The organism is Maricaulis sp., assembly GCF_039978735.1.
In the GTDB taxonomy this organism is placed as follows: Bacteria; Pseudomonadota; Alphaproteobacteria; order Caulobacterales; family Maricaulaceae; genus Maricaulis.
Window position 1 is genome coordinate 64,781 of record NZ_JBDWAS010000043.1, and the last position, 19,528, is coordinate 84,308.

A 19,528-nucleotide genomic window follows, 5' to 3' on the forward strand; every position below is an offset into this window, starting at 1 on the left:
AACCTAGTCGCTATGTCCGCACATAGTAATTACGGTTTTTCGTATTTTTGAGTTGTCATTACGATTTTTCGTGATTACGGTCCCTCCGAACCACGGAGGGCCACATGGCTAACGAACCCGATATTTCCGCATTCTGCCCGCAGGACGGCGATCTGCCGCCGACAGTGCGGGCACTCTTCCATCCGGACGCCGCCGAACGCCGTTCGGCAGCCGCAAATGATGCCGCCAATGATGGGGGCCGCGCGCGCCTGTCCGGCCATCTGGTGGTCGGCCGCCGCGTTGCCTTCCTGCTGCAACGGCGCGAGGTCGAGGGCCGGATCGAGGCGATGGATTTCGCCACCGGCGAAGCGAATGTGCGGCTCACCACGGCGCCTTTCACCGGCCAGCTTCACTTCGAACGCCTCGCCCATCTGGTGCCGATCGACGCCAATGGCGACCCGCTGGATGAAGACGGGGGCGAGCCGTCATGAGCGCCCAGTACATCAACACCAATGCCGCCTCCCTGCGCATGGGGTTTTCCGCTTCAACGCTCAAGCGCATGCGCGACGATGGCACGGGCCCCAATTTCTTCCGGGTCGGCAGCAAGATCATGTATGATGTCGACGATCTCGACCGCTGGGCCGCGGCCCGCAAACGCTCGAAAGCGGCCGCGGGCAGCACGCCGGAACTCAAACCCGGCCGCCTGGTCTCCGCCGCCGATCTGCCCGTGCTTCTGGAACTCTACCGCCAGCGCGCCGACGGGCTGGATTTCCCCGATTATGCCGAAGCCGTCTCCCGCACGGGCAAGTCCGACACGGCCGTGCGCCATGCCGCCCGCCGCATGGCCGAGACCGGCATCATCTCCCTGTCCCCCTTCCGCGTCTGCGGCGTCGAGGCCGACAGCATCCGCCTCGATCAGACCCCCGTCGCGGCCAGCCCTCAAGGAGCCGCGCAATGAACGCCATGACCACACCCTCGGCTGAGGCCTTCCGTCTCTTCGATCCGCAGCTGATCGCCCTTCTGATCGAGCTGGCCGACAACGGTCAGGGCGAAACCGCCCTGCCCTGGACCCAGATGGGCGAACGCCTCGGGCGCGACCCGTCCAATGTCACACGCTCGACGCGGCGCATGGCCGACACCGGCCTGATCTCGCTCTGCCCGCTCACGATCAGCGACAAGGCCCGGTCCATCCTGGCCGCCTGGAATGGCGAGACACGCCCGGTCGCCCCTGCCGGCGCCGCGCCGGCAGACGGCGGCGAGCAGGCCATCCCGCACAATCTCATTCACGCCTCGCCGCTGAACCCGCGCAAGACGTTCGATGCGGCCGAACTCGACGAGCTCGCCGGTTCGATCGCGGAAAAGGGCCTGCTTCAAAACATCGTGCTGCGCCCGCACCCGGGCAAGCCGGGGGAATACGAGATCGCCGCCGGTGAGCGGCGCTGGCGCGCCACCGGCCTCCTCATCGAGCGCGGCGATGTGCCGGCCGATTTCGGCATGCGCGCGCTGGTGCAGGATCTTTCCGACAAGGATCTGTTGCTGGTCGCCCTCGCCGAGAACCGCGACCGCAAGGATCCCCCGCCCATGGAGGAAGCCCGCGGCATCGCCGCCTTCCGCGAATTGCGGGTCGGACAGGTCCTGTCCGAGATCTACAAGGGCGACCCCATCGAAAAGGGTTTCACCGAAGACCAGATCAAGCATGAACGACGCCTCGCCGAAGGTGTGGCCACCAAGGAATTGGCGGCCGCCATGGGCAAGACCGAGCGGTGGGTGCAGATCCGTTTCAACCTGGTCAGCAATCTGGATCCGGAGCTGCAGACCGCGCTGTCCGACAGCCGCATCACCCTCGCCCAGGCCCGCGCCATCTGCACCGCACCGGCCGAGATGCAGCGCAACGCGCTTTCGTCAATGGAGTATGGCTATCACGGATGGTCGACCGCCGACCAGATCGCCAAGAGCCTGCGCCAGAAGGGCCTGCCCGTTTCCGAGGCCCGCTTCGATGTGGCCGACTATTCCGGCCCCACCATGGAAGACCAGGAGACCGGCGAGACGATCCTGCTCGACACGGCTTTGGTCACCACCCTCTCCATGGGCTGGATCAAGCGGCGGCGTAAAGAGCTGCTGGCCGAAGGCTTCGCCTTTGTGGAAATCCTCGACGATCCCTACAAGCGCCATCAATGGCACGACGCACCGGCCGAGGCCGCGCCGGCCGAGTGCGGCGCTCTGCTCTGGCTCGAGTGCGGCCGCATCCACGAGCGCCGCGTCGAGCCGAAAACCAGCGGGCCGGGCGCCCAGCCCATCAAGGCCACCACCGAAACCGCCAGCGGCCAGGTCAGGGAAGAGGCGATCCAGCCCTTTGCCAAGCGCAACTGGCTGGCTGCCAGCCTCGACCTCACGGCCCGCCTGCGCCAGGGCCTGGCCGATGCCGGCCCGCAACTGGCCATGGCGCTCACCATCGCCGGCCTGATCGATCGGGATATGGGCGTTGGCTATGACGCGCCGGGCAGCTGGTTCCAGCGGCCGACGCGCAATTCCCATGATGGCGAGGTGCCGCTCTTTGCCGTGGTCGCCGAACGCATTGCCGCCCTCTCGCCGGACGGCCAGCCGAAAGGCTTCAAGGTCAAGGTTCCGGCCGTGCTGCTGTCCAATTATGCGGCCGCCGTCGACACGTTGATGGAGGCCGAATTTGACGATGTGGCCGCGGTGTTCACCGCCCTCATCGCCGCCCAGGCCGGCGTGTGGCCGGGCTATAATCCCGGGCCGGGCTGTGACGATTTCACCCGCAAGCTGGCCAGGCGGGTCGACCACCTTGTGCCCGAATTCGAATTGACGGCCGACTATCTCGCCGCCTTCACCCTTGCCCAGCTGCGCCAGATCGCCCGGGCCTGCGGCATCGGCGCGGCTGCCGCCGACATGCCGGCGAAAAAGGCCGAGGCCATCGCCTGGATCATGGAACACACCGGCCGCAAGCCCGGCTGGCGCCCGCCCGAAATGACGTTCGACAGCCCCGCCAGGATCAAGAAATCGGTCACGGCCATGCTGGCCGGGAAAGGCGGTGCGGCATGAACCCGCAACCCTACACTACCCGCCCCACCCGCATCCGCGGGCCGTTCGAAACCTTCGAGCGCGGCGACGTGGTCGAGGTGACCGCCCGCGTCATCGTGCCGGATGCCGCCAGTCCCGACCAGGTGGCCGAATGGGTGGCCAGCACCGCCTTCGGCTATGGATCGATGGCCGAACACAATCCGCTCTATGGCGCGGCCTGCACGCTTCTGGACGCGCCCGCGGTACAGTCGGCCGGCCTGCGCACCAACAAGCTCGACGTCATCCGCCGGTTGATGCAGCGCGCCGCACGCCAATGGCGGCAGAATGCGGGAGAGATGGCATGAGCGCCCAGACCCTCGCCTGGCGCCGGAAGCGCGCCTTCTCAAAAGCAATCGATCGCATATGGGATCACTTCAATTCGATTGATCTGCGTTTCGTGATCGCAATCGACCACGAGGTGCGACCGGCCCCGGACAGCCCGCATCTACAAACCGAGCGCGCCGCCCTGATCTGCGAAGAGATGGCGACCGACAGCACCCTCTTCCTGTGCGAGCGAAACAAGCTGCTGGAAGCCGCCCGCCGGATCCGGGAGGCCGGGTGACGCCATGGCCGCCGCTCCCGTAACCCTCTACACGCTGCACGAAATCGCCCGGGTCTTCCGCCTGATCGATGAAACGGGTAACACTAGCGTTGCGCATCCAGAACGGGTGATCCGCGACATGATCCGCAGGCACGGGGCCGCCTTCACCCGCGTCGGCCGGGACGTGTGCATGACGCCCGACCAGCTGAAAGAACTTCAGAGACTTGCGACATGCCGCTCCGACTGCACCAGAACCTCAACAAATCCCCAAACTTCTACATCCGCGGTACGGTTACCCGATTTGTCGACGGCCGCGCCGTTAATGTTCCCTTCCCGGAGCGAAGCACGGGCACTGCTTGCGAAGCGACAGCGCTCGCGATCAAGTCGCGACTCGAAGCCCAGCTGAACCAGCAGAATTTCACGGGCGATTTCTCCACCCGCAAGACGTTCGGCGATGCCGCCGCGCACTATCTCAAATGCGGCGGCTCCGGCCGGTTTCTCGACAAGGTCCTGGACCAGATCGAGCACACCCATCTGGACGCGCTCGACCAGGCCACCGTGGATGCGGCCGCAGTCCGCGCCTACCCCAATGCCGCCCCGGCCACCCGCCGGCGCCAGTTTCACAGCGTCGTCAGCGCCGTCACGCGCAAGTACGGCCAGCCGATCCTGCTCACCCTGCCCCCGCAATCGAAACCGCGCCTGGTCTATTTCCGGCCGGCCCAGGTGGAGGAGTTGATCCGCCGGGCCATGCCGCATGCGCGCTTTCGAAAGGCCGCGCCGCCGCCCTGGCGTGCCGCCCTGATCACCTTCCTTGTCGGCCAGGGCACACGCATGGGAGAGACCCTGTCGATCGACGCCCGGGACGATCTCTTCATGGATTACGGCTATGCCGTGCTGCGTGACACCAAGACCGATGCCGAGCGCGTGGTCTGGCTGCAGCCGCGCGTCAAGGCGGCCCTGTCCCGCCTGCCCAATATCGGCGAACGCGGCCCGCTCTTCCGCCGGCAGGACGGCCAGCCCTATGCCGATCGCGACGATCGCGGCGGCCAGCTCAAGGCCTTCCTCGACCGCACCCTGCCGCAGATGGATCTGGATCCGCGCGTCTTCACCGCGCACGTCACCCGGCATACCTGGGCAACCTGGCATTTCGCCTGCGAGCGCAACCTCCTGCGCCTGCGCAATGAGGGCGGCTGGACCACGGCCGCCATGCCGGAACGCTACGCGAAGATTGCCTCGCCCGGCCTGGCCGATGAAGTGCGAACCCACCGCTGGGAATTCCCCGACCCGCTAACCCTGCAGGGCAAGCGCAACGCCGATGAGGATTTCATCGGCCCGCGGCGCTTGGCGTGGATTTGAGGAGCAAGATGTGGATCTGAACTTTCAGGGGTTGGACCGCCTTGTTCAGCTGGCGGCCGCGGGACGCGCGCTCGCCGGCGATAACGAAAGCACGCTCGCGCTCTTTGTCGATGCCGGGATTCCGCTACTCAGTACGCTTCTGGGCGGCGGCATAGTGATTGCCGCGAACTGGTACACTGAGCTCCGAGCCGACAAGCGCAAGCTCAGTGAAAGCCTCTTCGGCGTAATGTCTGTTACACGCCAACTCTGCAACAACGCCATCGCCGTCCATGGCGCTCTGCAACAGATGCAAGAACAGGCCAAACAATATCCCAAGCACGAGCAGTGGCGCATGATCCAATCTGTTGCCGGTCTAGAGCCAACCCGAGGTCTCACCGACACCGAAACCGCCAGCCTTCTCAGGTGTGACGAAGCCGACCTCTGCAACCTCCTTCACCAACTGCGGGCGAGATGGGTCGCCTTGGAAGATAATCTCGAAGACTACAGCCAGACCCGAAACAGATACCTCGCCGCAACAGACGAAGGCGCAAACTTTACCTATGAGAATGGCCGGAAGATCGGGCTCGCTGTACCTGAGACACAAGGCCACCCCCACTACCCGCTATCCTTAGAGGCCAGAGCTTCGGCCCATCAGCTGTTCGCAATTGCCGAGGACACGATGGCGGTCACCGCCGAAGTTCTGGGCTGCTGCAATGACCGCTTCAAAGCCATATGGAAACGATATCGGCTCCCGCGCCCAGTCCCCCACCTTGGCTCCGCGCCTCCCCCCAACAAAGGGGAAGAATAAGGGGAAGCCTCTCACGGATGTCACCACACGATCTGCGAATGCCTTGATATTTCTAGTTAATTTCCACCAGACCAGACCATCCGACCTCCCCTGCTAAGGGAGTATACGTCAAAAGCGTATCGTGGGTTCGAATCCCATCCTCTCCGCCACTCCTTTCATGGCGGCAAAAGCGCAATAAAAGCTGCGGCACGCAGAGGCCGTGGTGGTCGCCAAGCATGAGGCGATGCAGGCTTTCGTCGCGCACGAGCGTCTGGACCGATCGTCCCAGTATCAGGGCCGCCCTTCGGGGTGGTTTTTTTTGTTGTTGCGCCGCCAGGCCGACGGCGTCTCACCGACAATCTCCTTGAAAGCCCGGTTGAAATTGGACCGGGTCTGAAAACCGCAATCCAGCATGAGCTCGACCAGCGGGCGGTCCGGTTTCCCTGCCATCAGCGCCTGTGCCTCGGAAATGCGGTACTCATTGATCCATCGGCTGGCAGATACGCGCCAATGCGCGTTGATCGTCTCCGATACCGCTCGCTGCGGGGAACCGATCTGCCGGGCCAGACGGGCAACCGTCAGCTCCGGGTCGCGCCAGACCTCCCGTTCGCGCATATGCGTATCCAGACGCTGGGCAAGATCGGAGACCGGTGTGCGGAGCCGCGCGGCCATCCAGGCAATCGGTCCGGTCCTATGCAGGCTGGAAAACAGGAAATAGCCGAGAAAACCGATCAGGCCGATGAGCGCCGCCAGCAGGCTGATGGAACCGGACAAGGGCGTGTCGCCGGCCAGTTCGAGCGCGACGACGATGTCGATCAGGACCAGGGCGAACAGCCACAACGTCACGTTTCGCAGCCAATGCCGGGCCGACGGGTGGAGATCGCGCCGGGTCTGCGCAAAGACGCCACAGCCATAGGCCAGGGTCGAGATCATCACGGCCAGATCGAGCGTCCAGCCATAGGCCGGCGCCCAGCGCATCCCGAAGACCTGCCAAGCCGCCACGAGGGCGGGCCCGGTCAGATGCCACAGGTCGGCGAGGCCCGGCCGGCGCGCCGCGTGCGCCAGGGCTCGCGCGTGGAGAAAGACCAATGGCGGAAAGCCCATGGCAACCACAGGCCGGGCTGCCTGCAAGGCCCCGGCCTGTCCCTGCACGACCAGACCGGTCATCAGGTGCAGGATCGCAAGGATCGCAAACGCTGCCGCGAGCCAGAGATAGGCGAGCCGTCTCTGCCCCGTCAGGGAGGCCAGATAGAGCGCCATCAACGCTGAAAGCGAAATCGAAACGGGGAGCAGCCACGCCATGTCCTAGCTCTACTGCGCCAGGTGCGCGTGTCCAAGATCGCGTTTCAGGAAGCGGCATGCGCCTGCCGGCTGCTAGGCCAGACCTTCCAATGGAGGTTTCCCCGTGTTTCCCAGATCTATTGTTTCCATGACCGCCACCGCCTTGCTTCTGGCATCGGCGAGTATTCCCGAAACGCTGGCACAAGCCTTGGTGCTGACTCACGCGCGGATTGTCGATGTCGAAGCGGGTCGGGTTCGTGAGGGTCTGACTGTAGTGGTCGAGGATGGCCGCATCCGTGCCGTCGGCGAGGCTCCCGACATCCCGGCCGGAGCGGAGATTGTCGACCTGGAAGGCCGCTTCCTGATGCCGGGTCTCATTGACAGCCACGTCCACGTCAATGGCTCTGCCGGTATCCGCGGCGACCAGATCGCAGCCCATCGCGATCTGGTCCTGGCCTATCGCGACCAGGAGCCGCGCAGCTATCTGTATTGGGGTTTCACAACGCTGATCGACCTCAATCAGGATGACGCCACTGTCCGGCGCTGGAACGCTCGCGAGGCCGCACCCTGGCTCTTAGCCTGTCAGGGCGCGCCCTATACCGACGGCTACGGCATGGCCTTCAATCCTGACCCTGCGCGCTATGACGATCCCTACCACATCGTCGACCCCGACCGTCTGGATCACCTCCCCGCGGGTTTCGATGCCGGGGCACATACGCCGGAGGCCGTGATCGAGCGTATCCGCTTCGATACGGACGCGATCTGCGTCAAGCTCTACCATGAGCCGGGATTTGCCGGGCTGTTCGACTTCAACACGGCGGATTCACAGACGCTGCGCCGCGCTGTCGAGGCGGCCGAAACCGCCGGGCTGGTGCCGTTGATCCACGCCAACAGCCTTGCGTCCTGGGAAACAGCCGAGGCTGCCGGTTTTCCGGTTCTCGCCCACGGGTTATGGCATTGGGACGACGAAAATGGCGCCGGCACCGATGCGGGCACCGCGCTGCCTGCCCGCATTGCCGCGCTCCTCGATCGCCTCGCTGCCCGCGGCGCATCCATCCAGCTCACGACGCGCGTCATCGGCGGGGAAATCGATCTCTATCGGCCGGAACTTCTGGCCGGGGACAGCATGGCGCACACGCTGCCCGCAGGTCTGCTGGCCTGGTATGCCAGCCCGCAGGGCGGCTGGTTCCAGGAAGAACTGGAGACCCGGATCGCGGAGCATCCCGAAATCGTGGCCTACTTTCTCGGCGAGGCCCCATCCGGGGAGCCTGCCGAGACATCGCGCCGCGCACTCGAACGATTGGTGCGCCTGAATGAGGGCCTCGAGGCGCGTGGGATCGAGCGATTGTTCGCGTCCGACACCCCTTCGAGCCCGACCTGGACCAACCCGCCCGGTCTGAATGGCTATTGGGAAATGCAACAGATGGTGGCCATGGGCATGAGCCCGCTGGCCGTCCTGCGCTCTGCGACGATCCTCAACGCCGTGCGCTTCGGACTGGCCGGCGAGGTGGGACGTATCCAGCCGGGCCTGCGCGCCAACCTCCTTGTGCTCGAACACAATCCGCTGCAAAGCCTCGACGTGTTCGATGACGGGCTGGTCGAGATCATCCTTGATGGCCAGCGCTTTCCCAGGGCGCTTCTGAGCGCCATGGAGACCGGACAACAAAACACGGACTGACCGCTCAGACGAGCAGACAGGCCGCGCTCCCATGCGGATCAGGGCAGATCCGGTGGGAGCGCCACCTGCGCTATTTGCGTTCCAGCAGCAGGACCGAGAACAGGTCCTTGCTGTCGCGATAGTCATGGCTGATCTGCCACGGGCTGGCGGCCAGCAGACGCTCGATCTGCGCCTGGTCGAACTTGCGGGAGTTTTCCGTATGGATGGTTTCGCCTGCCGCGAAATCGAAGCGCCGCCCGCCGATCGTCACGCTCTGGTCGGCGAGGCTGACGAGATGCATCTCCATCCGGCTCTCCGCCTCGTTCCAGCGCGCCTCGTGCCGGAAGGCATCGAGATTGAAATCGGCACCCAGCTCGCGATTGATCCGCACGAGAAGATTGCGGTTGAAGTCCGCGGTCACGCCCTGGGCATCGTCATAGGCGGGGATCAGGATGTCCGGGCTCTTTTTCAGATCGACGCCGAGTACCAGAAGCCCGTCCGGTCCCAGCTCCTCGGCGGCACCGGCCAGGAAGGTCTCGATATCGGCATCGTCAAGATTGCCGATGGTGGAACCGGGAAAGAAGCCGACCCGGCGCGCCCGCGGATCGATGTCGGGCAGTGGCGGCGGCACGAGGAAATTGCCGACGACGGGATGGATGGGCAGGTCGGGATAATCCTGCTGCAGGAGCGGTTTGGTCTTGGCCAGCATGTCGTCGGACACGTCGATCGGCACATAGCCGGCCGGCGCCTCCAGGGCGTCGAGCAGGATCCGCGTCTTCACCGACGCCCCGGCACCGTATTCCACCAGAACCGCGCCTGCCCCGATCCGCCGCGACAGGTCGGGCGCCGCTTCGGTCAGGATCGCTCTCTCGGTGCGCGTGGGATAGTATTCCGGCAGCACCGTGATGTCCTCGAACAGGTCCGAGCCGCGCGCATCGTAGAGCAGGCGCGAGGGCAGCGTTTTCTGGCGGCCGGAAAGGCCTTCGAGAACATCGTACAGCATGATTTCTCCGCTTGGGGTGGTCTGGATGAAAAGGGAAGACGGGATGGCCCGGCCGCGTCAGCGTGTGTCGCGGGCCAGCCGGAGTCCCGAGAATTGCCAGCGTTTCGCCGGGTGAAAGAAATTGCGATAGCCGGGACGCGCATGGCCCTCGGCGGTGGCGCAGGACGCACCGCGCAGCACCATCGTGCCGCTCATGAACTTGCCATTGTATTCGCCGATCGCGCCGTCCGGCGGGCGATAGCCGGGATAGGCCGCAAAGGCGCTGGACGTCCATTCCCAGACATCCGTGTAAAGCCCGTGCAGCGCGCCCGGCTTTGCCGTGCGGGCGGCATGCTCCCACTCCTGTTCGGTCGGCAGGCGCGCCCCGGCCCAGCGGGCAAAGGCGTCGGCCTCATAGTGGGAGACATGACAGACCGGCGCATCCGGATCGACCGGCTGCGCCCCGCACAGGGTCATCGTGTACCAGCCATCTGGCGTGGAGACCCAGTAGAGCGGCGCCTGCCAGCTCCCGGCCTGGCATTGCGCAAAACCGTCCGACATCCAGAAGGCCGGGCGCGCATAGCCGCCATCGGCCATGAATTCGAGCCACTCGCGATTGGTCACGACGCGGCTGGCCAGTTCGAACGGGTAGAGCCTTGCCTCGTGTACCGGCCCTTCGCAATCATAGTGGAAGCTGTCCGGATCGCTGCCGATTGCGGCCAGCCCGCCCTCGAACGCCACCCACTGCGCCTGGCCCGCGACGGGCCGCGGCTGCGGTGCATCCGCATCGTAAGCCGGCTTCAGCGGATTCTGGGCAAACAGGTGGAGTATGTCCGTCAGGAAAAGTTCCTGGTGCTGTTCCTCATGGGCCAGGCCCAGTTCCAGCATGGCGAGCGCACGGGCATTGCCGGCCGAGAGGAGCGCGTGCATGTGCCGGTCGACATGCCGGCGATACTCAAGCACCGCCTCCAGCGTCGGCCGGGTCAGCATGCCACGATGGGGCCGGGCATGCCGGTCGCCGACGGCGTCGTAATAGGAATTGAACAGGAAGGCATAGTCCGCGTCGAACCGCGCGGTCTCGCCACACTCCGGGGCGATCACGAATTCCTCGAAGAACCAGCCCGTATGCGCCAGATGCCATTTGGCCGGACTGGCATCGGGCATCGACTGGACCGTCGCATCGGCATCACTCAACGGCGCGGCAAGGGCGACGGTCCGGCCGCGCACACGGGCAAACCGGTCAACCGCGCTGGCGGCGCTTGAAGAACGGGCCGGTTCACCGGCCTCGCCACTGCCTGGCCGGAGAGCCTGGATACGGTCTTCGATCGTCTCGGAGATGTCGTGTGCCATCGCCTGCTCCGTCGCGCTCGTTGCGTCCGCATAGCGGAGCGCCGGAGGGATATCCACCCCTTGCAGGCCGCGATGCCGGGATCGGTCTACACAAACAGGTGAGGTCGCGGCGTGCAACCGCAACCTCCTGCAAACCGGGCCTTGTTCGGTCTATCCGGTCACAACGGTGTCAGGAGGTTCCGGTTCCGCTTCCACCGCACGGCAGCGTCGCGCCCGCCCCCGAACGCCGCTAAACAGAAGACATGAGCATGGACGAGACTTTCGAGATTTTCCTGGCAACGGCCCCCGGTCTGGAAACCGCCCTCGCGGCCGAGCTGGACGCAAACGGTTTTGCCGGTGCCACGGCCTCACCGGGCGGTGTCATCCTGCAGGGCGGGTGGCCGGATGTCTGGCGGGCCAATCTTGTGGTGCGCGGCGCCAGCCGCGTCCTGGCTCGCATCGGGGCCTTCCGGGTCGTCCACCTCGCGCAGCTGGACAAGCTGTCGCGCAAGTTCGACTGGGGCCAGGTCCTGCGCAAGGACGTGCCGGTGCGCGTCGAGGCCAGCTGCCGCCGCTCGAAAATCTATCATGCGGGCGCCGCGGCCCAGCGGGTCGAAACCGCGCTGCGCGAAAGCTTCGGCGTGACGGTCGAGGAAACCGCACCGGTCTGCGTACGGGTGCGCATCGAGGACAATGTCTGCACGCTCAGCGTCGACACGTCCGGCGAGCTCCTGCACCGGCGCGGCCAGAAGGAAGCCGTCGCCAAGGCGCCGATGCGCGAAACCCTGGCTGCCCTTTTCCTGCGCGAATGCGGCTATGACGGCCACGAACCCGTGCTTGATCCGATGTGCGGCTCGGGCACTTTCGTGATCGAGGCCGCCGAGATCGCGGCCGGTCTGCCGGCCGGACGTTCGCGCGCCTTTGCTTTCGAGCAATTGGCGACATTCGACCCCGCGGCGTGGGACACAATGAAGTCGCAGGTGCTGGCGGCGGCATCTCCTCCCGGTGCCTTGCGCTTTTCCGGCTCCGATCGCGATCCCGGCGCAGTCCGTATGGCGACGGCCAACGCCGCGCGCGCCGGGGTCGATGGCTGGACGGACTTCTCTCAATGCCCGGTCGCCGACCTGCAGCGCCCGGATGGCCCGCCCGGCCTGGTGATCGTCAATCCGCCCTATGGCGGCCGCATCGGCAAGAAGGCGGCGCTCGTGACCCTGCACGGCACGCTGGGCCAGGTCCTGCGCAGCCGGTTTTCCGGCTGGCGGGTCGGCCTGATCACGACGGATCCCGCTCTGGCGCGCGCCACACGCCTGCCCTTCGGACCGCCCGGCCGGCCGGTCGATCATGGCGGACTGAAGGTGCGTCTTTATACGACCGGCACGCTTAAATAGTCATCGCATCTTCCCTGCCCCCGGGCTTGGCGGATATTCTCCGGCAAAACGGGAGGGGCGCATGCGCTTTGTCATCATCATTGCAGCCATACTGGCCGCCATACTTGGCCTGGCCGCCTGGGGGCCTGGCTCGCTCAATGCCATGCATTTCGAGCCGCCCCTGCCCGATCCGGCACTTGCCACCCGGTTCGAGACCGAGACGGCGCCCCTGCGCCAGGAGCGCGAGGACCTGCATGGCGCGGAAGATCTGGAACCCGGTCCGGACGGCCGTCTCTATGCCAGTCTCGCCGACGGGCGGATCATGGCGCGCGGCCCGTCAGGCGACTGGGAAATGGTGGCGGAAACGGGTGGGCGCCCGCTCGGCCTTGCCTTCGGGCCCGACGGAACCCTGTTCGTGGCCGATGCGCGGCTGGGCCTGTTGCGCCAGACGGAGGGCGGCTGGCAGACCTGGCTCGCGCCCGCACCGGACGGTCCGCTGGTCTTTCCCGACGATCTCACCGTGCTGGAAGACGGGCGGATCGTGCTGACCGACGCCTCGTTGCGTCACGGCTATGGCGATCACATGGCGTCCTTCTTCGAGGGCGACCAGACCGGCCGGGTCCTGCTGGTCACCGGGTCCGGCGCCTATGCGGAGATCGCGGGCGGGCTCGGCTTCATCAATGGTGTCGACCACGACCCGGAGACGGGCCTCGTCTATCTCAACGAGACCTGGACCGGCCGCATCTGGCAACTCGATCCGGATACCGGCGAGATGTCGGTCCTGATCGAGGGCCTGCCGGGCTATCCGGACAATCTGGAATTCGACCCGGAGAGCGGGCTGGTCTGGGCCGCCATGCCCTCGCCGCGCGCCATGGACCTGGAGGCGCTGCATCCGCGCCCCTTCGTCAAACGCCTGGCCTGGCGCTGGATCCAGCTGGCCGGGCCGCCACCCCTGCCCGCACGTCCGCCCATGGCCATCGCCATCGACACGGACGGCCGCCCGGCGCTCGCGCTGCGCGGTCCGGATGACGGGGCCGACGGCATCACGACCGCCCTCGTCTGGAATGACGAACTCTGGACAGCAGGGCTTGCACGCGACGGGATCACGGTGTTTCCGGTACCGGGTGTACCCGACTAGTCTTGCAAGAAGACTCGCTGGCAACAGGGTGATACCGGTACAATCGACGAGTCTTCCAGGAGGGGAAATCATGCGTTTGCCGACACAGCCGGCCCTGGCCGCCGGCCTAGCCTTTGCGCTTTTTGCCTGCAGCCCGGCACCGGACACCGAGACTGCGACGACAGAGGCTGCCGGAACTGCCGCCCAGGCCGCCGAGGCGACCCGCTTCACCGTCATGGTCGGCGGAACGGCGATCGGCGCGCTGGAGGTCACCCCGTCCGGCGACAGCTATTCGCTGGACTATGAGTACCGCAATAATGGCCGCGGACCGACGCTGGCCGAAGAGATCACACTGGACGGCGCCGGCATGCCGCTGAACTGGACGATCGAGGGCGCCACGACCTTCGGCAATCCGGTCGATGAGAGCTTCGAATATGCCGACAGCGAGGCCCGCTGGACCGACACGACCGGGTCCGACCAGGCCATCCCGGCAGAACCGGCCTTCTACGTGCCCCAGAATGCCAGCCCCTACTGGCTCGCCATCGCGGCCCGCGCCCTGATGGACAGCGAGGACATGTCGCTGCCGGCCATCCCCGGCGGCACGCTGCGCCTGGCCGAAATGGAAACGCTGGACGTCTCCAACGGCACGGATACGCGCACGGTGACCAGCTATGCCCTGTCCGGCACCTCGCTCGATCCGACCTATTTCCTGATGGATGGCCGGGCCTTCTTCGGCGTCATCAGCCCGCGTTTCTCGGTGCTGGCCGAAGGGTTCGAGGGCGAGGACGAACGCCTGCGCCAGCGCGCGACGGACTATGGCGCCCAGCGCTATGAGGACATGCAGTCGCGCTACGCTCACAATTACGGTGCGCCGGTGCGGATCCGCAATGTGCGGGTCTTCGACTCGGTGAACGCCACCCTGGGCGAGCCGGTCTCCGTCGTGGTGGTCGACGACACGATTGCCGCCATCGAACCGCTCGATGCCGAGCCTGTCGACAACGAAGTGATCATCGACGGCAATGGCGGCACGCTGGTGCCCGGCCTGTTCGAGATGCACGGCCATGTCGGCGAGGACGACGCGATCCTCAATATCGCTGCCGGCGTCACCTCGATCCGTGACATGGGCAATGACAATGAAGTCCTGGGCGAACTGATCGAGCGCATCCGCGACGGCGAGATCGCAGGCCCGCGCATCTTCCGTTCCGGCTTCATCGAAGGCCGCAGCCAGTACAATTCCAACAATGGCATCATCGTCGAGAGCGAGGCGGAAGCCGTCGCTGCCGTCGAGACCTATGCCGAGGCCGGCGACTTCATCCAGATCAAGATCTACAACTCCATCAATCCGGACTGGGTGCCGGCGATGATCGAGACAGCGCACGCCAACGGGCTGCGCGTGTCGGGCCACGTCCCGGCCTTCACCAACGCCGATGCCATGATCGCGGCCGGCTATGACGAGCTGACCCATATCAACCAGCTCATGCTGGGCTGGGTGCTGGAAGACGGCGAGGATACCCGCACCCTGCTGCGCCTGACGGCCCTGCGCCGCCTGCCCGCCCTCGACCTGCAGAGTGCGCCGGTGCAGTTGACGCTGGATGCGATGGCGGAGCGCGGTGTGGCGATCGATCCCACCCTGGCCATTCACGAAGCCCTGCTGCTGTCGCGCAACGGCCAAGTCTCGCCGGGCACGGTGGACTATATCGACCACATGCCGGTGGGCGTCCAGCGCGCTGCCCGCAGTGCCTGGGCCGATATCGCGACGCCCGAGGACGACGCCAATTACGCCGGCGCCTTCGACCAGGTCCAGGAAACCATCCGCATGATGCACGAGCGCGGCATCTTCATGGTGCCCGGCACCGATCTGGGCGGCGCCTTTGCCTATCATCGCGAGCTGGAACTCTACCAGTCAGCCGGCATGAGCCCGGCTGAAATCCTGGCCTGGGCCAGCCATGGCATGGCCGATTATCTCGGTGTTGCCGACCGTCTCGGCTCGATCGCGCCGGGCATGCGGGCCGACTTCTTCCTGGTGCCCGGAAATCCGGTGGAAGACCTTGCCGACATCAAGACGATCTCGCTCGTCTCGTCCGATGGAACCTTCTACTACCCGACCGAAATCTATCCGGAATTCGGCATTGAACCCTTCACGGAACTGCCCGGCGTGGCCGTTCCGAACTGACCGGTTAGCCCGGACCTCTTCCCGCGCCGGGAAGAGGTCCGGACGGTCATCGCATCGCCAGCAGCGCCTGCAACCTGCAGTGCGCGGGAACGCTCACCCTATATCTGCGTTACATGTTCAGGAGGACGTAGATGGCGAAGCTGGCACTGGTGATCAACCGGACCTCGGGGCGTTTCGTACGCGGCGATGCCGATGCATTGGCCGAAGAACTGACAGCGCACCCGGCGATCGATACGGTCTGGGAGTTCGGCGAGAACGATGTCGAGGCCCGTATCCGCGATGCGGATTCGCAGGGTTTTGACGGGATTGCCATTGCCGGCGGTGACGGCACCATCCAGGCGGTTGCCTGCATGGCGCACCGCAATGGCGCCAAATGCCCGCTGCTGCCGCTGCCTCTGGGCACGGCCAACATGCTGGTCCACCGGCTCTACGGTCACCGCAGCGCCAGCGAGATGCTCGACACGGTCGACGATACACAAATCAAACCGTTCCGGCCGGGACTGGCCGGGGACGAGATCTTTCTGGTCGCGGCCGCGTTGGGCTTCCCGTCGACGGTCGCCCGGGCCCGCGAAATGGTGCGCGAGGCCGACGGCGTTCCGCCCCTGCCCTCCCTGTCACGACGGATCGCGGCGGCGGCGCGTCACGCTTTCCGGCCCCGTATCCGCTACTGGCTGGACGGGGACGACCGCGACCGCAAGCGGGCGAGCGGCATCTATGTCGACCTGGACGGTGAAGCCGAGGACATGGCCTATGTGGCCGTGCACTGGCGCAATATCGGCGATGTCGCCTGGGCCGGCCTGACCCTGCTGACCGATATCCATGATGGCGAGCGGCCCGGCGTCAGCGGCCGGACGGAATGCCTCGAGGCCCGGTCGCGCAAGCCACTGGCCCTGATGCTCGACGGTGAACCCGTCTTCATGCCGCGCAACCTCACCATCTCGCGCTCCGACACCCCTATCCGCTTCCTGAACTGGACAGAATGACCAAGCTTTTCCAGATCGCCGACCTCCATTTCGGTGCCGAGGACAGACATCTGGTCGATGCCTTTGTCGACCTGTGCAACGCCTCCCGGCCCGATGCTGTTATCGCCGCCGGGGACTTCACCCAGAGCGGCCGCAAGAGCGAGTTCGAGACCGCAGCGCGGTTCCTCGGGCGCCTCGAGGCGCCCGTTGTCGGTATTCCCGGCAATCATGATGTGCCCTCGCGCGCGCTGCACCGGCGCTTCACCACACCCTGGCGGCGCTATGAGCGCTCGGTGGGCCGTCACATGACATCCAGCTTGGAAGACGGGCCGCTGCACATTGAAGGCCTTCGAACGGCGCGGCGGGCGCAATGGCAGCCGGACTGGTCTCTGGGACGCATCGGCCGGCCCAGCCTGGGCCGCGCACTCGACCTGCTGGCAGAGCGCGATGCCGACATCCGGGTGCTCACCTGTCATCACCCCATCCTGGCACCGGGCGGAAACCGCGGCCGGGCCCGCACCGCGCGGGCCGGCGCGTCGGTCACCACGATTGCCGAACATTGCGACCTGGTGCTGACCGGCCATCTGCACGAGACCTTCGCCCTCCCTGCCGAGGGGCCGTCACACACCTGCTGGTTCGTCGGCGCGGGCACGACATTCTCGCGCCGCACGCGCGGCGAGCCGGCCGGCTTCAACGTGCTCGACATTTCCGCAGACACGATCCGCGTCACGCACCATATCGCAGACGAGGACCGGCCCGCCTTTATCGTCCGGGACAGCCGGGTCCTGCCCCGGCGTGACGGTCAGTACTGACCGATCTGCATCGCGGCGCGCACCAGCTGGGCCGTGGAATTGAGCCCGAGCTTGGCCATGATATTCTCGCGGTGCTTGCGGACGGTAGAGACGCGGACGGCCAGATTGTCCGCAATCGTGTCGACGGAATGCCCCCGCGCGATCTCGCGCAGCACGTCCCGCTCGCGCACCGTGAGGCTTCCGGCCTTGAGCACGCCCCCCTCTTCTTCATCAGCATCGGGCTGACGTTTCAGGGGCCGGTGCGGCGGCGTTTCAGCCACCGCGTCGATCGCGGCCAGCAGGCTGTCCCGCCCCGCTTCCTTGTGCATGAAACCGTCCGCGACGGCGGCCAAAGCCGCACGCTCGCGCTCATCCATGTGAGAGCCCGTCAGCAACAGGAAGCGCGTGTCCGAACCGGCTTCGCGCACGCGTTCGATCACTTCCAGCCCCGTCATGTCCGGCAGGGCGAAATCCACGACAGCGATATCGGGTTGCTGTTCCAGAAGAAGGGCAATGGCACTCTCGCCATCCTCGGCCGAGCCGGCGAGCTCATAGCCCGCCTGCATGGCGATCGTGCCGCCGACCGCCTCGCGCACGATGGCGTGGTCGTCGACCACCACGACGCGCCTGGAATTTTCCACCTTGCTCATGGTGTTGGCCTGTATCCCCGCTTGCCAGCCCGCGTCATCGACCGGTACACATTCACGCAGGGGATCATTGTACACCGTTAGCGTCTGGAAAAGTATGGATTATCCGCAGATTCGCCGGATCGACGGACGTTTTTCCGACGCCGCGCTCGAACAGGCCTTCCTGGCCGAAAGCTGGAGCGGAATCCGGCTGCAGGCCGGCATCACCCTGCTCGCCTTCTCGCTCGCCTGGCTGATCTCGACCAGTATCGACCTGTCCTACCTGCAGGGCACGGACCGCTTCGCAACGACGATCGCCAGCCGGATCGTGGCCGGAATTCTCGGCGTCACCATAGGCGGCTGGATGCTGATCGCGGCGCCGCGCAACCCGCAGGGCTGGGCCGGCCGGCTTGTGTTTGCCTGGGTCATCACCTCGACCATGGCCGCAGCCCTGGTCGCCTGTGCCTATCCCGCAGTGGAAACCACACCGGACGGTATTTCCGACGTACTGGTCTTCACCAGTTTCTGGATGTCGCTGCACATCATCATTCTGGGCGTCGCGCTCGCGTATTTCCCCTGGGCGATCATGATCTCGGCCACCGGCTATGCGGTGAGCTATCTCACCCTCACCGTGATGTGGTGGAACACCGCCGAACACCCGATGCTCGGCCAGTCGGTGATGATGGTCTCCTGCTGCGTCTTCGGCTGGGTGATGGCGATCATGCTGTCGATCCGCGCGCGACGGCGCTACTTCATCATGCGGCGCTATGAGGAGGCCAAGGAGGCCGCCGAACGGGCGCATGAATTCACCACCTTCCTGTTGGCCGCGACCGGTCATGACATCCGCCAGCCGGTCTTTGCCCTCGACCTCAATGCAGCGCGTCTGACCGAACTCCTCGAGCGCGGCGACACGGCGGCCGCCCTCGATGTCAGCCGCAGCCAGCAAATGGTGACGCGCAATGTCTCGCGCATGATCTCCTCGATCCTGGAAGTGGCGCATCTGGATGCGCGCAAACGCACGGTCAGCCCGGATCGCCTGCCGGTCTCCCGGCTGGCCGGCACGCTGGTCTCGGCCTTTGACGAGATCGCCTCGAACAAGAAGATTGCGCTGACAGCCGCCCGCTCGAGCGCCCATATCCATGCCGACCCGGGCATTGTCGAACACATCCTGGCCAATCTGGTGTCCAACGCCATCGCCCATTCCGGCGGCGACCGGATCGTGATCGGTGCTCGCCGCCGCGGCGAGACCGTCGACCTCATTGTCGCCGACAATGGCAAGGGCCTGCCCGCCGGCGATACCGAACTGACCGCCCGCGGTGCGCCACCAGAGGCCGGTGAAAAGAGCAGCGGAAAGCGCTCCGGCCTGGGGCTGGAGATCGTTTTCCGCCTGGCCGAGCATGGCGGTCTGAAGCTGCGTGTCGCATCGCGGGCGGGGCATGGCGTGATGGCCGTGCTGACCTGTCCGGCGCGCCGGACAGCCCGGTCATAACGACCGGCCGGGACAAGAAATCCGGCCGTCT

General features: G+C 65.8%; 18 protein-coding genes. 14 read left to right on the forward strand and 4 right to left on the reverse strand.

All coding sequences use genetic code 11. The features are described from left to right. The first annotated feature begins 104 nt into the window (after positions 1-104). The 7 genes from ABJO18_RS11685 to ABJO18_RS11715 all read left to right on the forward strand — a co-directional run bounded on the left by ABJO18_RS11685 (position 105) and on the right by ABJO18_RS11715 (position 5,744). Positions 105-470: a hypothetical protein gene (locus ABJO18_RS11685; protein ID WP_348335918.1), complete on the forward strand. Its 366-nt coding sequence runs from the start codon at positions 105-107 to the stop codon at positions 468-470. Continuing rightward, entirely contained in the window at positions 467-937 is a 471-nt protein-coding gene (locus ABJO18_RS11690) for a helix-turn-helix domain-containing protein (RefSeq protein WP_348335919.1), read from the forward strand. Before ABJO18_RS11685 ends, ABJO18_RS11690 begins: the two co-directional genes overlap by 4 nt. Continuing rightward, positions 934-3,042, forward strand: a complete 2,109-nt coding sequence (locus ABJO18_RS11695) for a ParB/RepB/Spo0J family partition protein (protein WP_348335920.1) — start codon at positions 934-936, stop codon at positions 3,040-3,042. The genes ABJO18_RS11690 and ABJO18_RS11695 overlap by 4 nt, the downstream gene beginning before the upstream one ends. Next, complete coding sequence (locus ABJO18_RS11700) at positions 3,039-3,365, forward strand: hypothetical protein (protein ID WP_348335921.1); 327 nt, start codon at positions 3,039-3,041, stop codon at positions 3,363-3,365. The genes ABJO18_RS11695 and ABJO18_RS11700 overlap by 4 nt, the downstream gene beginning before the upstream one ends. After that, entirely contained in the window at positions 3,362-3,622 is a 261-nt protein-coding gene (locus ABJO18_RS11705; RefSeq protein ID WP_348335922.1) for a hypothetical protein, read from the forward strand. The genes ABJO18_RS11700 and ABJO18_RS11705 overlap by 4 nt, the downstream gene beginning before the upstream one ends. A 210-nt stretch (positions 3,623-3,832) precedes the next feature. Beyond that, complete coding sequence (locus ABJO18_RS11710; protein ID WP_348335923.1) at positions 3,833-4,957, forward strand: tyrosine-type recombinase/integrase; 1,125 nt, start codon at positions 3,833-3,835, stop codon at positions 4,955-4,957. Positions 4,958-4,967: 10 nt separating this feature from the next. After that, a complete protein-coding gene (locus ABJO18_RS11715) occupies positions 4,968-5,744 on the forward strand; it encodes a hypothetical protein (protein ID WP_348515921.1) in 777 nt (258 codons plus the stop codon). A 270-nt stretch (positions 5,745-6,014) separates the two neighbouring features. Here the strand turns inward: ABJO18_RS11715 and ABJO18_RS11720 are convergent, their stop codons facing one another. Then, complete coding sequence (locus ABJO18_RS11720; protein ID WP_348335925.1) at positions 6,015-7,025, reverse strand: helix-turn-helix domain-containing protein; 1,011 nt, start codon at positions 7,023-7,025, stop codon at positions 6,015-6,017. A gap of 103 nt (positions 7,026-7,128) precedes the next feature. On the opposite strand from ABJO18_RS11720, the gene ABJO18_RS11725 reads away from it, so the two are divergent. Continuing rightward, the gene (locus ABJO18_RS11725; protein ID WP_348335926.1) at positions 7,129-8,682 is read left to right on the forward strand and encodes an amidohydrolase family protein; all 1,554 of its coding nucleotides are present in this window, start codon (positions 7,129-7,131) and stop codon (positions 8,680-8,682) included. Between the two features lie 70 nt (positions 8,683-8,752). Here the strand turns inward: ABJO18_RS11725 and egtD are convergent, their stop codons facing one another. Next, the gene (gene egtD / locus ABJO18_RS11730; RefSeq protein ID WP_348515922.1) at positions 8,753-9,664 is read right to left on the reverse strand and encodes an L-histidine N(alpha)-methyltransferase; all 912 of its coding nucleotides are present in this window, start codon (positions 9,662-9,664) and stop codon (positions 8,753-8,755) included. Positions 9,665-9,721: 57 nt separating this feature from the next. After that, positions 9,722-10,993, reverse strand: coding sequence for an ergothioneine biosynthesis protein EgtB (gene egtB / locus ABJO18_RS11735; RefSeq protein WP_348335928.1), 1,272 nt, complete (start codon positions 10,991-10,993; stop codon positions 9,722-9,724). A 242-nt stretch (positions 10,994-11,235) separates the two neighbouring features. On the opposite strand from egtB, the gene ABJO18_RS11740 reads away from it, so the two are divergent. From ABJO18_RS11740 to ABJO18_RS11760, 5 genes are all read left to right on the forward strand, one after another. Beyond that, positions 11,236-12,360, forward strand: coding sequence for a class I SAM-dependent RNA methyltransferase (locus ABJO18_RS11740; RefSeq protein WP_348335929.1), 1,125 nt, complete (start codon positions 11,236-11,238; stop codon positions 12,358-12,360). Positions 12,361-12,421: 61 nt separating this feature from the next. Beyond that, complete coding sequence (locus ABJO18_RS11745; RefSeq protein ID WP_348335930.1) at positions 12,422-13,477, forward strand: SMP-30/gluconolactonase/LRE family protein; 1,056 nt, start codon at positions 12,422-12,424, stop codon at positions 13,475-13,477. Between the two features lie 70 nt (positions 13,478-13,547). Beyond that, positions 13,548-15,629, forward strand: a complete 2,082-nt coding sequence (locus ABJO18_RS11750) for an amidohydrolase family protein (RefSeq protein WP_348335931.1) — start codon at positions 13,548-13,550, stop codon at positions 15,627-15,629. A gap of 131 nt (positions 15,630-15,760) precedes the next feature. Next, positions 15,761-16,612, forward strand: a complete 852-nt coding sequence (locus ABJO18_RS11755) for a diacylglycerol kinase family protein (RefSeq protein ID WP_348335932.1) — start codon at positions 15,761-15,763, stop codon at positions 16,610-16,612. Continuing rightward, positions 16,609-17,403 (forward strand): metallophosphoesterase, encoded by a 795-nt coding sequence (locus ABJO18_RS11760; RefSeq protein WP_348335933.1) that lies wholly within the window; start codon positions 16,609-16,611, stop codon positions 17,401-17,403. Before ABJO18_RS11755 ends, ABJO18_RS11760 begins: the two co-directional genes overlap by 4 nt. On the opposite strand, the gene ABJO18_RS11765 is transcribed toward ABJO18_RS11760, so the two are convergent. Next, complete coding sequence (locus ABJO18_RS11765; protein WP_348335934.1) at positions 17,394-18,032, reverse strand: response regulator transcription factor; 639 nt, start codon at positions 18,030-18,032, stop codon at positions 17,394-17,396. The two genes, ABJO18_RS11760 and ABJO18_RS11765, sit on opposite strands and share 10 nt — an antisense overlap. Positions 18,033-18,126: 94 nt before the next feature. Between ABJO18_RS11765 and ABJO18_RS11770 the strand changes: the two genes are divergently transcribed. After that, positions 18,127-19,497, forward strand: a complete 1,371-nt coding sequence (locus tag ABJO18_RS11770) for a HAMP domain-containing sensor histidine kinase (RefSeq protein ID WP_348335935.1) — start codon at positions 18,127-18,129, stop codon at positions 19,495-19,497. Positions 19,498-19,528 lie beyond the last annotated feature (31 nt).